Origin of the sequence: Pontibacter roseus DSM 17521 (assembly GCF_000373265.1) — a bacterium.
Taxonomy (GTDB): domain Bacteria; phylum Bacteroidota; class Bacteroidia; order Cytophagales; family Hymenobacteraceae; genus Pontibacter; species Pontibacter roseus.
Map to the genome: position 1 here is coordinate 140,723 of NZ_KB890769.1, position 12,644 is coordinate 153,366.

A 12,644-nucleotide genomic window follows, 5' to 3' on the forward strand; every position below is an offset into this window, starting at 1 on the left:
ACCCCTTGCTATACCTGCCAGTGTTCTACGCTACAGTGTCTATACCTTCTGAGAAGTAATGCAAAAACTCCCCCTTCGAAGGGGGCAAGGGTGTGTCTATCGTGCACCGGTATACCTGCATCGCCGGCCACTGTGCCGGGTCCAACCACCCCTGCCCCTCCTTATCTAAGGAGGGGAGCCTTGGGAATTGACTGTGTGCTGGTGTATGCTTCATAGCCCTCGCACATTGGCAGGTATAGCGGACATACTTGCAACCGCGGCCACGGAGCGACGCAGCGAACAAATAGCAAGGCCGCCGCTACAACGCTTAAAATTATTCTCACAAACTTGTGCTGACTACTCCTCCCTAAAACACAAGAGGCCTCTCCCATGACAGAAGAGGCCTTTTGGTTTATCAGCGGCTCACTACACGCTCAGGTATAGGTTCCGTTCGGAATAAATCTTCACGAAGTAATCGTCCTGCAGGTTGTCGATGAAGTAGATGGCCTCGCCTGTCGATTTCATCTCCGGCCCGAGCTCCTTGTTCACTTCCGGGAACTTGTTGTGCGAGAACACCGGCACCTTAATCGCATACCCTTCCTTGTGCGGGTTGAACGTGAAGTCCTTTATCTTCTTCTCGCCCAGCATGAGCTTGGTGGCGTAGTTGATGTATGGCTCGCGGTAGGCTTTGGCAATAAACGGAATGGTACGCGACGCACGCGGGTTGGCCTCAATCACATACACCACCTCGTTCTTCACGGCAAACTGGATGTTGATGATGCCCACCGTGTTCAGTGCCAGCGCGATTCGCTTGGTGTAATCCTCAATCTGCCCAATCACGTTGTCGCTCAGGTCAAACGTAGGCAGCACCGCGTAAGAGTCACCGGAGTGGATACCGGCCGGCTCGATGTGCTCCATGATGCCGCAAATGTATACGTCTTCGCCGTCACTGATGGCATCGGCCTCTGCCTCTATGGCATGGTCAAGGAAGTGGTCGAGCAGCACCTTATTGCCCGGGTGGTCCTTCAGCAGGTCAATCACATGGGCTTCCAGTTCCTTCTCGTTTATCACGATTTTCATGCTCTGGCCTCCCAGCACATAACTCGGGCGCACCAGCAGTGGGAACTTCAGCTCCTTGCACAGCTCCAGCGCCTCCTCAGCCGATTCAATCACGCCGAACGGAGGGTATGGGATGTTCAGGTCGCGCAGTAGCGAGGAGAACGAACCACGGTCCTCGGCCAGGTCAAGCGCCTTGTAGCTCGTGCCAATCACCTTGATGCCGTAGCGGTCCAGTTTCTCGGCCAGTTTCAGGGCTGTCTGTCCGCCTAGCTGCACAATCACGCCTTCGGGCTTCTCGTGCTGTATGATGTCGTAGATGTGCTCCCAGAATACCGGCTCAAAGTACAGCTTGTCCGAGATGTCGAAGTCAGTCGAAACCGTCTCGGGGTTGCAGTTAATCATGATGGTCTCGTAGCCGCACTCACGCGCCGCCAGCACCCCATGCACGCAGCTGTAGTCGAACTCTATACCCTGTCCGATGCGGTTCGGACCGGAACCCAACACCACGATTTTCTTCTTATCGCTCACGATGCTCTCGTTCTCGCCATCGAAGGTGCTGTAGTAGTAAGGCGTCTTGGCTTCAAACTCGGCCGCGCAGGTATCCACCATTTTGAACACACGCTGTATACCTAGTTCCATACGCTTGGCGTGCACCTCGCTCTCCAGGCAGCGCAGGATGTGCGCAATCTGGCGGTCAGCGTAGCCTTTCACCTTGGCTTCGCGGAGCAGCTCGGCAGGGAGCGTGGCTAGGGTATACTTCTCCATCTCCTTCTCCAGCATGTCCAGTTCCTCAATCTGGTTCAGGAACCACGGGTCAATCTTAGTTAGGTTCTGGATGGTGCTGGTAGGTATACCGATGCGCATGGCGTCCTTGATGCAGAACAGACGGTTCCAGCTTGGGTTCTTGAGGTTATAGACTAGCTCGTTGTAGTCAGTCATCTCCTTGCCGTCGGCGCCCAGACCGTTGCGCTTTATCTCCAGGCTCTGGCAGGCCTTCTGCAGCGCCTCCTGGAAGGTGCGGCCTATGCCCATCACCTCGCCCACAGACTTCATCTGCAGACCCAGCGTGCGGTTGGCGCCTTTGAATTTGTCGAAGTTCCAGCGTGGTATCTTCACAATCACGTAGTCCAGCGCCGGCTCAAAGTAGGCCGATGTGGTTTTGGTGATGGCGTTCTTGAGCTCGTCCAGGTTATAACCGATGGCCAGCTTGGCGGCAATCTTCGCAATGGGGTAACCTGTCGCTTTGGAGGCCAGGGCCGATGAGCGGGATACGCGCGGGTTTATTTCTATGGCGATGATGGTATCGTCGGCGGGATTCACGGAGAACTGCACGTTGCAGCCGCCGGCAAACTGCCCGATGCCGTTCATCATCTTGATGGCCAGGTCGCGCATCTGCTGGTATACCGTGTCGGGCAGCGTCATGGCCGGGGCCACCGTGATGGAGTCGCCGGTGTGCACGCCCATCGGGTCGAAGTTCTCGATGGAGCAGATGATGATGACGTTGCCCAGGTTGTCGCGGAGCAGCTCCAGTTCGTACTCCTTCCAACCCATGATGCTCTGCTCCACCAGCACCTCGTGCGTAGGCGAGGCGTGCAGGCCACGAGTCAGGGCGGCGTCAAACTCTTCAGGGGTATTTACAAAACCGCCCCCCGTACCGCCAAGGGTAAACGAAGGGCGAATCACGAGTGGGAAGCCGATTTCCTGCGCAATCTCTTTTCCTTCCAGGAACGAGGTGGCCGTTTCGCCTTTGCAGACATTCACCCCGAGCTCCAGCATCTTCAGGCGGAATTGCTCGCGGTCTTCGGTGGTCTCGATGGCCTTGATGTCCACACCGATTATCTTGACGCCATACTTCTGCCAGATTCCGGCCTTGTCGCACTCGATGGCCAGGTTCAGGGCGGTCTGCCCGCCCATGGTCGGCAACACGGCATCGATTTTATGTTTCTCCAGAATCTCGATGATGTACTTCTTCTCCAGAGGCTTCAGGTATACGTTGTCCGCCGTGATGTTATCGGTCATGATAGTGGCGGGATTGGAGTTGATGAGGGTCACCTCAATCCCCTCTTCGCGGAGGGAGCGGGAGGCTTGGGAGCCGGAATAATCAAACTCGCAGGCCTGGCCGATAACGATGGGGCCAGAACCAATAATCAGAACGGATTTAATACTGGTGTCTCTAGGCATGTGCTTGGGTAGGTATAAATTGCCCAAAGTTAGCGCAAAATGTTCGGGCAGGCAAAAGAAAACTGAGCCCAGCCGAAAATTCACAGACCGGCGCCTCCGCACGCGAGGTATAACATAGCCTGTACCCAAACCTTCGGGGCGGAAGCCGTACACAAGGTATAACCTAAACCTAAAACGCCATGCAAACACCACGCGAAGACGATTACATCACCAACTCAGAGGAAAGCGAGCGCCTGCCAGACGAGAGCCCAGAGCCACTTGAAGGTATCAAAAAAGAAGACCGTGACATATTGGACCCGGAGCCGGAGGGCAAGGAAGAAGGGGGCAACGTGGCCGCCAAAGAAGAGAAAGACACACGGGAACTGGACGGCAGCAATGCCAACAACTTGCGCACAAAGTAAAATCACTGCACATTCCTAAGCCGCAACAAGAGCAAAAAATTTGCTTCTTGTTGCGGCTTATTTTTTAAGTTAACTGCCTAATCCCGAAGCATATCGTGTTTTCTTTCCCCACTTTTGCAGCTTTTAGCCTCACAAACTCATATAGCTGCAGATATATATAAATTTTACAATATTAATAGTGGTTTAAATTGTTAAGAACATTTGGCACATTCATGATTTTTATTTATCATTAGCCTGTATTTCACCAGTTTAACTCAGGAACTATGGTGTACTTCCAGACCGACTACCTTCTTGTAGAGTACCATGCCGCCAATAACGTATTGCTGAGTCAGTGGTATGGCAAGTGCAGCAGCCTGCAGTACCGGCAGGCGCTCATCCAGGTTATCCGTCTGGCCAAGCAACTAGCCCCCTCCTACGCCATCACCGACAGCCGGCTGCTTTCACCGCTCCAGCCCGATGATTTGGCTTGGACAAAGGACGTATACGCACAGGCTTTCCGTAAACTGCCGCTCAAACGCTCCGCCTCCCTGTGCCCCTTCGACCCGACGGCTGACCAGCAGGTGCACCAGATTTTCAGCACCAAAAAGCGACTTCCCTTTGAAATGAAGGAATTCGAGGACCTGACCTCTGCCTACGACTGGCTTGTGTCAAAAGAGTAAAAAGCACCTTAGCCACGACGCTCACAACTCCAGCTCAGCGTGAGCGGGCATACCTGCTTTGTAGATATCTTCTAGCTTGCGGCCTTCGTTTCGTAGAATCAGTTTCATGTAAGACTTCCTTTTAAGAAGCTTCCGCTGCTGCTGCTTTACCTCTTCCCCAATTTCCAACAAAGGTATACCTTGGGCCTCGAGCTCCTGCAGGTCTGGCATCTGTATTTCATTCAGCTCCTCCTCTTGCATGTTCAGGAAATAATTTTTTTGGGTGACCAGGTAATGGGTAATCGCTCTCCTGAGCGTGATGATGGCGCGCCCCTTCGGCCTGTGCGCTTCAGGTATGTGTACCAGCAGAATGGTCAGGGCCTCATCCAGCTTGCCAATGCTAACTGCGACGGACTTCTCTAGGTCGGAGTTGTGAAAGCTGTACAAAACGGGGTAAGCCAGCAGTTGTTGGCTGTGCATGATGAGGTGGTCGGCCAGTTGGAGCGCATGGCTCTCCAACCCCTTGAATTCACCGTTTTGCCAGTGGTTGATTAGAATCTCCTGTGGGCTGCTGCCCATCGAGTTGACAAAGGTGCTGATTCGTTTTTTCTCCACATCCGCAGAAAGCACAGGGAGCATGTACGTGATGGCGGTTGTAATCAACATGAAGCCGGTGAGTGATAGCACCACCGTAAAAATCCGCCAGCCATCGCCATTGGCTACGTAATCGCCCACCCCAAGCGTGCTCAGCGTGAAACCACTGTAGTAGAACTTCTCTGCGGCAGTAGTGAGCCGCCCTGTCTGACCATACACAACCGATGATTCGGAGAAGCAGAAAATAAGCGCGCTACCCAACCAAATGGAGAGAAACCAGAAAGCAATTACGCAGCCGATGGTGACAATACCTGCCTTCTCCAGAAACTTCTTAGACCCATCATTCCCGGCCATACCCAACCCTACTCGCCAGATGGTATTCGTAATCAGGTTCGTGAAGTAACCCGCCCCGCTGGAGGACAAGGTGGTAAAGGCGAGGTCTGCCACCGTCACCAAAATGATAAGTAAGCCTGCAAGTAGCCAGAGGTGTTCCATGGGCAAAGAGTCTGCTGATGCTCAGGAATAGGGTTCTGCCCTAACTACGCGTGTCGCTGTTTTGGGTATACCTGTAGCGTGAAAATCACAGCCGCCATGCCCTCGCCTCATCTTATGTAAAGCCAAAGCAAAATCCCTATATTGGCACATGCTGTACGCAATACTGAAACTGATTTACAGAATCGGCCTCTGGGTTTTCTTCAGGAGGTTTGAAGTGCGCAACCGGCACCTGTTGCCAGAGCAGGGTCCGCTGCTGATTGTAGCCAACCACCCCAACACATTCATGGACCCTATCGCCATCGCCTCGCTGCTGCGGCAGCAGGTATACTTCATCGCGAAAAGCACGGTCTTCAACTCTCTTTTCAAGAAGTGGCTGCTGCAACGCATGAACCTCATCCCCATCCACCGCCGCGAGGATGCACCGGACCAACCCATCAACAACGAGGAAACGTTTCGGGCGAGCAACCAGGCTTTGGCCACAGGCAAAACGCTGCTCATCTTCCCGGAGGGGAACAGCTTCAACGAAAGACGCCTGCGCAAACTCAAGACGGGAGCTGCTCGCATGGCGCTTAGCGCCGCAGACGCAGGACTGGCAGCCAACCTAAAGCTTCTCCCCGTCGGACTGAACTACTCGGCCCCCACGCGCTTTCGCAGCGATGTGTTTGTGAACGTTGGCCAACCCATAGAAGTGGCTGGTTTCCTGGAGAGGTATAGGCAGGATGGCGTACGGACCGTTACAGAATTGACAGAGCAGATGCGGGCGCAGCTGGAAGATTTGATTGTTGTGACACCCACAGATGAGGAGGACGAATTAGTACGCCAGATTGAGTCAGTGTACAAAGACAGACTAGCGGCGCATACGCCCGTGACACCATCAAGCCAGGGGCAGGATTTCCTGCTCACAAAAGCCATCGCGAAAAGCCTGGCGCACTTTATTAGCACGCAGCCACACCGGGTGACCAGGCTGCAGGAAAAGCTCCGCTCCTACGACAGGCTGCTACAAGACCTGGGGCTATCGCATGTGACGGCGGAGCAGAAGAGCAACTCCCTGTCCTGGTGGGGCGTCAGAACTACCTTGTTCTTGGTGGCAGGCTTCCCTGTATACCTGTACGGGCTGCTGAACAACTACCTCCCTTACGTCCTGCCTGCCAGGGTGGCAAATGCACTCACCGAGGAAGAGGAGTTCCTGGCTCCCATCATGCTATCGGTGGGCATCTTCAGCTTTCCGTTGTGCTATACCTTGCAGGCGGTGCTTTTCTGGCAGCTGCTCCCTGAACCTGCCTCCCTGCTGCTTTACTTGCTCAGCCTGCCGCCAGCCGGCTTTTTCACACTACAGTACTGGAACATGCTGCTCCATGCCCGTGGGCGGTGGCGCTTACTGCGGCTCTCGCTGAGCAAGGACTCCATGGCAAACCAGCTCAGGCTGCAGCGGCAGGAGATTCTGGATGAACTGGACCAGGCCCGGCTGGATTACCTGCAGCAGCAGGCCAATGCCTGATGGTTTCCAAGGTTGCCAGTATCAACACAATTCTACCTGCACTACAACCAGGATTGACTAAACGCAGCTGCACTTTTCCGTACTTCTACCTAGTATTGACGTGGAGAAAACGCTAATTACCCATCTTCCGAAAGACTTAAATAGTAAAAAACTTATCCAAATCTTTAAAGAGCCGTAAAAAGGATACTGAAATTTAAACTAACACAGTATAACGAATTAAGACTATGAAAAAAACATTCATTAATCTACTCGCATCTTCTTTTGTACTAGCTACGGTTATGTCAGGATGTGCTGACACCACCACAACTGGCACCGAAACAGATGCAACGGAAACCGACACTGAATACGGCACGACGACTGGAACCACAACCGGTACCACAACCACTGGCACTACAACGGGTACTACTACCGGTACAACGACAGGTACCACAACTGGAACCACTACGGGTACGACAACTGGCACTACTACCGGAACCACAACTGGTACTACAACAGGCACTACTACCGGTACAACGACAGGTACCACTACTGGAACCACTACAGGTACTACTACCGGAACAACCACAGGTACCACAACCGGTACGACTACAGGTACCACTACTGGAACAACAACTGGTACTACTACCGGCACAACGACAGGAACTACCTCTGGTACAACTACAAGTAGTACAACTACTGGCGGTACTACCACAATGGGTACAACTCCACGCTAGTAACCGAACACGTACTAGTATAGCAGCAGAAAGGCAAGCACCTCCGGGTTTTTGCCTTTTTGCTTTATTCAACCCTTAACCTGACATGCCATGAATCAACTGCACCGATACCTGCGAAAGGTTTTCACAGTTGACCTTCGTGCATTGGCCATCATGCGCATCTGGGTGGCCGGCATCATCCTGACAGACCTGGCCATTCGGGCTACCGACCTGGAGGCGCACTACTCTAACATGGGCGTTTTGCCGCTGCATGTGCTGCACCAGTTCGGCTGGAACCCCTACCATTTCTCTTTCCATACCCTGAGCGGGCTGTGGCAGATTCAGGCTATCCTCTTTCTCATTGCGGCTGCATTTGCCGTGTGCCTGCTGCTAGGCTACAAGACCCGCACTGCCACCATCGTCAGTTGGGTGCTGCTGGTGTCGTTGCAGAACCGGAACACTTTTATCTCGCAGGGCGGCGATGACCTGCTGCGCATGCTGCTCTTCTGGGGCATGTTCCTGCCTTGGGGAAAATTCTACAGCTACGATGCCGCCAAGTCCAGGGAGCCTGGACTGCAGCAGACAACGTATTTCAGTGCTGCCACGGCAGCCTATATCTTACAGATTTTCCTGGTATACTTCTGCACCGCTCTCCTCAAGAACTCGCCCGAGTGGCATACCGAAGGCACCGCCCTCTACTACGCCCTCAGCCTCGACCAGATTCTGATGCCGGTGGGCCGCCTGATATACCCTTACCCAGAGTTGCTGGAGTTCCTGACGCTTACTACCTGGTATGTCGAATTGCTCCTGCCCTTTCTGCTGCTCATTCCCTTTTACAATAGCTTCTTCCGCCTGGTGGTGGTCGGTGTGCTGTTCGGGTTCCACATCGGCATTAGCCTGACACTGTTTGTGGGCTTGTTCTACCTCATCAACATTGCCTCCATTGCCGGCATGCTTCCTCCCAAAGCCATGGATTGGGTGGAGAAGCATTTGCTTTCCTCGTTCAGGCGTCCGCTCACGGGGCAGTTCCAGCGCATCTTCAGGGGCCTCAAAAGCCCGGCTACCCTTCAAGTACGGCTTAGTTTGGATAAGCCACTCCTGTCCCAGGCACAACTGCGCTACCTACGCGAAGGCTTTGTGAGCTTCATCCTCTTCTACTGCATCTGGTGGAACCTATCGGGAGCTGATGCACGTGTGCCTGCCATGACGGGGCATACCACTTGGCTGGGCAATCTCCTGCGGGTGGACCAGCGCTGGGGTATGTTTGCGCCGGCGGTGTTCAAAGACGATGGCTGGTACGTGCTGGAGGGCCACAACAACAAGGGGCAACTGATTGACCTGAACCGGGAAGGAGAGGCCGCTGACTACGCTAAACCATCCTCTGTGGTGTCGCTGTTCAAGAACGACCGATGGCGGAAATATTCTGAGAACTATCTGTTTGTGAATTATGCCTTCCTGCGCCCGTACTACTGCAACTACCTGGTGCGCCGCTGGAACGAGGCCAACCCACACAACCCGGTGCGCGAGCTGCAGGTGGTGTACATGAAGGAATACACCTTACCCGATTACCAACCGGTGGAGCCGAAAAGAGAAGTCCTCTGCACCTGCGCCAACCTACCGGAGTAAGTCAACCTTTCGCACAGAGGACCTTTAGGTTTTTGTCTGTTAATCTTCTTCGGAGGCTATTGCGCTGCCTACAGCGGCGGCCACCAGACCACCCAGCAGGTATAGCCCCACGGTCATGGCCTGGGTTTCGGTGGAGCGGTTGCTTGGGTCGGAGCCTAGGCCCATAGGGCCGGGCAACAACAGCGCGCCTGCGCCTGCGCTGGCTCCCAAGAATCCGCCTCGAAGCCAAGCGCCCTTGCCTGTTCCTGCCAGGCTATAGTAAAGCGAGTTGGAAATCACATCGCCTACCAGCGCCCAGGTATGCAGGTCACCGTCGGCAGGCGGCTCCTTGCCAACTTTCTTCATCGTCTTGGCTATGGCGCGCATTCCCAGCACATCCATGCGCGGAGCCTGCGGCACGAATCGCCTGAGGGTCTCGTGGGCGACGGTCAGGACCACGGCTCCTGCCAGCCCTCCCGCCAACGCTTTCATCATGTTCATAGGTATAGTCTTTGTTGGTTCAAATGTGTAGCATTTGGGTGTATACGCAACCAGCAGTCTACGGATGGGGAAAACACTTCGCCAACCGATGCGGCAGGTATACCCTACGACACAAAAAGCCGGACACTGCTGCCCGGCTTTTTGTTTTTAGCAAGTCTTTTGAGACTACGCGTTTCTGTTGGGGTTCTTTTTGTTTGAGTTTTTCGCTCCTGTCATGTTCGAACCCAGGTTTTTCAACTTGTTCTTGTTCTTCGAGTTCATCGCTACCCAGCCTGCTCCCAGGGCTAACAGCGAACCGCCTACCACTTTCTGGGTGGTGCTCAGGTTGTTCACCTTGTTCAGGGTAGAATTGCCAAACTCCTGCAGCTTGCTGGTGATGTTGTTCAGCCCGCCTTTGCCGGAAGTACCGGATTTGTTCATAGAGCTGCCACTGGAACTACCGGATTGGTTGGCAGAGCTACCAGATGAAAACTGGTTAGCGGAAGACTGGCTAGCTGAGCCTGTTGCTGTATTAGACTGCGCGCTGGTGCCAGACTGCTGGTTGCTCTGCGCGTTGGGATTCATGTTGGACTGCGGGTTTTTATTTCCTTTGTTTTCCATAGTTGTATGAAGTTTATATGAACTTAATGTAGCTGCTCTGGCTTCTTAGTGCCCACTTACTGTAGGCTTTGAGCCAGAACATCAGACTTATATGTATCGGTTTTGGGCGCAGATGGTTGCACTTTTCTGACTGTTCCATCTTCTGCACAACAATGCCCTCTTATAGTCATATCCTGAGTCAACGGCCTCTGTGCGCTCCCATGGCGTGCATGCTGCCTTCAGCAAGCACAGTGCATAAATAGCACTACAAATGAACAGATTTGAGCTTTGACAGCGCTACAGTCACCTCTTGCCGCTCCTCCGGCTCCATTTTTTCTTTGGCTTTTTCCTGCTGGTAAAACGTCAGGATATCCTGACGTAGGGAGGGGGAGGTATGCTTGAAGTCTGATTTGCTGAGACGGAGAACCAGTTCGGCATAGGCTTCGTCGGTGGGTTTGTAGGTGCCTGCCCGGGTAGGCCGGCCCGTATCAAGCTGGGTGTTGGGAAGTTTGGGAGTGCCTTGCTGCCTGATTTGCGCGATGAGCCGGGTATAGTTCTCCACGGTGGTGTTGAAGCTGTGGTAGAACAGCTTCTCTGCCTCCGGGGTGGGCGGCTTGAAGGATAGTGGCTTGAGCGGGCCAAGCTTGGGAAGCACCTTGATGACCCAGGCGACAGCGCGCGCCAGCAGGTTGGGGCGCTGGTAATCGGCTCCCCAGTTCTTGTGGAACTCCGCCCGGCTCATGTGGTACTGGAACTCCCGCCGGGTAGTGCCCGGACTGGCTTTCTGTATGTCTCCTTTCTTGGCTTGCCAGGCCGACTTGGTCAGGTCGGGAAGGAAGCCTCTGATGGTGTAGCGATAGGTGCCAATGGCAAGCGGCACGTTGAGGAACACCTCGTTGAGTTCAAGCCCGTACGTCTGGACAAAAGCCCGCTCCAGCACCTCCTTTGCCACCTTGAACCCAATGAAGGACTGGTAAGCCTCCGGTGCGTAATTGCCTCGAGCCACCTGCAGCACATCAAAGCCGAATTCTGTTTTAATATGCGCTACCGGGTCTTCAGCGTAGGTCACTTCCTTCCCATGCTCCGCCTTCACCTTGGGGTATACCAGCGCCACCGCCTTGTTGGTGCCGAGCGGGTGCCCATGTATATCCGCGTTGTAATGCGACATGGCTCCTAGTGCAAAGGCGTATTCCTCCAGGGTAGTGGATGCGTTGAGTAGGTTCTCCACGAAGTCGCCGCTGCGCACGTAGTGTGTCAGGTCTGTGAAGAAGGTGTTGCCGAAGGGAAAGTACCCCATATCCTGCAGGATGGAGCCACCATAGGCATAGGCATGTGCGGCCTGCAATTCCTCTTCCGTGGCCTTGGGGAAGCGCTTGCGCAGCAAAGGTTCCAGAGAGTCTTTCCAGGCGGCGTCGATGACGGCCTGGTGCGTCAGCACGCCATACCCCTTGGCGGGATTGGCCAGTAACAGCAGCAGAACGACAGGTATGCCGGCTACTAATCGGATAAGGGTGTTACGGTTCATAAAGGCAGGTGTGCGTATGGTGTTGTACGCAGTTTCCTGATAATAGATAGTATAGCCCCTATATTCAACCGGCCCTAGCGGGCTTGCGCTGCTGCACGTAGGTAAGCACTTCCATCAGGCTGATACCCAGCAGCACCCACATGGCACCCAGTATGAACCCCGCCAGCACATCGGACAGGAAATGTACCCCCAGGTATATCCTGCTGAAACCAATCAGGACAATAGCTATACCTGTAGCCAGCAGCGACAGCCGCCGCTCGCGCCGCTGCCCCCTGAAGTGCCGGTACAGGAAATAGGCCAGCATGCCGTAAAGGCCCATGGCCGTGGTCGCGTGGCCACTCGGGAACGAGAAATTGTGCTCCGGGTAAAACGCCACCTTATCAGGCCGCTCACGGCTGATGAGTTTCTTGCCGTACTGCACCGAGAGCCCCACGCCCGCCATGGTGAGCCAGAAAACAAGAATGGCCGTATAGCGCCGGCGGTATAGGAAAATAACCGTCGCCAGCCCGCCCATGGCGAACACGGCTTCCCGCGTGCCCAGTTGCGTAAAAGAGTAAAGCAGCTGGCTGAGCCAATTGCTCCGGATGCCGTACAGGAAGGCCGTGAATTTTTCGTCCAGCGCCACCACTCCCTCTGACTCCACCACGTCCTCCGCCAGTTGCGAGAGCAACGCCGCATTGATGCCAATCACCAATACCAGTATGGTCAGGGGCAGACCAATGAAGGTAGTCGTGTCGAAGCGCCGCAGCAGAAAACGGAAGGCTCTGGGGAAACGACGCTGCAGCCGCTGCACAAGTGGTTGCCGGGCCAGCCAGGCGATAAAGGTATGGAACAGGGGCGTGAGAAAATTTTTCATAGGAGAAAAGTCCAATCTAAATACGAAATCCCCTCAAATAG

The 12,644-nt window shown here is 54.3% G+C and carries 11 protein-coding genes; 5 read left to right on the plus strand and 6 right to left on the minus strand.

What is annotated here, in order from left to right; all coding sequences use genetic code 11:
• Positions 1-405: 405 nt before the first annotated feature.
• Positions 406-3,219, minus strand: a complete 2,814-nt coding sequence (carB, locus tag B051_RS0119845; protein ID WP_018479984.1) for a carbamoyl-phosphate synthase large subunit — start codon at positions 3,217-3,219, stop codon at positions 406-408.
• A gap of 179 nt (positions 3,220-3,398) precedes the next feature.
• Here carB and B051_RS0119850 point away from each other — a divergent pair, with 179 nt between their 5' ends.
• Together B051_RS0119850 and B051_RS0119855 are read left to right on the plus strand one after the other, a co-directional pair.
• Complete coding sequence (locus tag B051_RS0119850; protein ID WP_018479985.1) at positions 3,399-3,620, plus strand: hypothetical protein; 222 nt, start codon at positions 3,399-3,401, stop codon at positions 3,618-3,620.
• 263 nt (positions 3,621-3,883) lie between these two features.
• Entirely contained in the window at positions 3,884-4,279 is a 396-nt protein-coding gene (locus tag B051_RS0119855; RefSeq protein ID WP_018479986.1) for a hypothetical protein, read from the plus strand.
• A 21-nt stretch (positions 4,280-4,300) separates the two neighbouring features.
• Here B051_RS0119855 and B051_RS0119860 read toward each other — a convergent pair whose 3' ends face one another.
• Positions 4,301-5,347 (minus strand): potassium channel family protein, encoded by a 1,047-nt coding sequence (locus tag B051_RS0119860; protein WP_018479987.1) that lies wholly within the window; start codon positions 5,345-5,347, stop codon positions 4,301-4,303.
• 148 nt (positions 5,348-5,495) lie between these two features.
• Between B051_RS0119860 and B051_RS0119865 the strand changes: the two genes are divergently transcribed.
• From B051_RS0119865 to B051_RS0119870, 3 genes are all read left to right on the plus strand, one after another.
• Positions 5,496-6,845 carry a lysophospholipid acyltransferase family protein gene (locus B051_RS0119865; protein WP_018479988.1) on the plus strand — a complete coding sequence of 450 codons (1,350 nt, stop codon included), beginning with the start codon at positions 5,496-5,498 and terminating at the stop codon, positions 6,843-6,845.
• 224 nt (positions 6,846-7,069) lie between these two features.
• On the plus strand, positions 7,070-7,558 hold the full coding sequence (locus tag B051_RS22275; RefSeq protein WP_157579124.1) for a hypothetical protein: 489 nt from the start codon (positions 7,070-7,072) through the stop codon (positions 7,556-7,558).
• A gap of 90 nt (positions 7,559-7,648) precedes the next feature.
• Positions 7,649-9,163: an HTTM domain-containing protein gene (locus B051_RS0119870; RefSeq protein WP_033317069.1), complete on the plus strand. Its 1,515-nt coding sequence runs from the start codon at positions 7,649-7,651 to the stop codon at positions 9,161-9,163.
• A 39-nt stretch (positions 9,164-9,202) separates the two neighbouring features.
• On the opposite strand, the gene B051_RS0119875 is transcribed toward B051_RS0119870, so the two are convergent.
• The 4 genes from B051_RS0119875 to B051_RS0119890 all read right to left on the minus strand — a co-directional run bounded on the left by B051_RS0119875 (position 9,203) and on the right by B051_RS0119890 (position 12,603).
• A complete protein-coding gene (locus B051_RS0119875) occupies positions 9,203-9,643 on the minus strand; it encodes a hypothetical protein (protein WP_018479990.1) in 441 nt (146 codons plus the stop codon).
• A gap of 165 nt (positions 9,644-9,808) precedes the next feature.
• On the minus strand, positions 9,809-10,243 hold the full coding sequence (locus B051_RS0119880) for a hypothetical protein (RefSeq protein WP_018479991.1): 435 nt from the start codon (positions 10,241-10,243) through the stop codon (positions 9,809-9,811).
• 244 nt (positions 10,244-10,487) lie between these two features.
• The gene (locus tag B051_RS0119885; protein WP_018479992.1) at positions 10,488-11,747 is read right to left on the minus strand and encodes a zinc dependent phospholipase C family protein; all 1,260 of its coding nucleotides are present in this window, start codon (positions 11,745-11,747) and stop codon (positions 10,488-10,490) included.
• 64 nt (positions 11,748-11,811) lie between these two features.
• A complete protein-coding gene (locus B051_RS0119890) occupies positions 11,812-12,603 on the minus strand; it encodes a phosphatase PAP2 family protein (RefSeq protein WP_018479993.1) in 792 nt (263 codons plus the stop codon).
• Positions 12,604-12,644 lie beyond the last annotated feature (41 nt).

Excerpts from the sequence above, each read along its gene's own strand:
- carB (WP_018479984.1), bottom strand. The coding sequence starts at position 3,219 with ATGCCTAGAGACACCAGTATTAAATCCGTTCTGATTATTGGTTCTGGC.
- B051_RS0119850 (WP_018479985.1), top strand. The coding sequence starts at position 3,399 with ATGCAAACACCACGCGAAGACGATTACATCACCAACTCAGAGGAAAGC.
- B051_RS0119855 (WP_018479986.1), top strand. The coding sequence starts at position 3,884 with ATGGTGTACTTCCAGACCGACTACCTTCTTGTAGAGTACCATGCCGCC.
- B051_RS0119860 (WP_018479987.1), bottom strand. The coding sequence starts at position 5,347 with ATGGAACACCTCTGGCTACTTGCAGGCTTACTTATCATTTTGGTGACG.
- B051_RS0119865 (WP_018479988.1), top strand. The coding sequence starts at position 5,496 with ATGCTGTACGCAATACTGAAACTGATTTACAGAATCGGCCTCTGGGTT.
- B051_RS22275 (WP_157579124.1), top strand. The coding sequence starts at position 7,070 with ATGAAAAAAACATTCATTAATCTACTCGCATCTTCTTTTGTACTAGCT.
- B051_RS0119870 (WP_033317069.1), top strand. The coding sequence starts at position 7,649 with ATGAATCAACTGCACCGATACCTGCGAAAGGTTTTCACAGTTGACCTT.
- B051_RS0119875 (WP_018479990.1), bottom strand. The coding sequence starts at position 9,643 with ATGAACATGATGAAAGCGTTGGCGGGAGGGCTGGCAGGAGCCGTGGTC.
- B051_RS0119880 (WP_018479991.1), bottom strand. The coding sequence starts at position 10,243 with ATGGAAAACAAAGGAAATAAAAACCCGCAGTCCAACATGAATCCCAAC.
- B051_RS0119885 (WP_018479992.1), bottom strand. The coding sequence starts at position 11,747 with ATGAACCGTAACACCCTTATCCGATTAGTAGCCGGCATACCTGTCGTT.
- B051_RS0119890 (WP_018479993.1), bottom strand. The coding sequence starts at position 12,603 with ATGAAAAATTTTCTCACGCCCCTGTTCCATACCTTTATCGCCTGGCTG.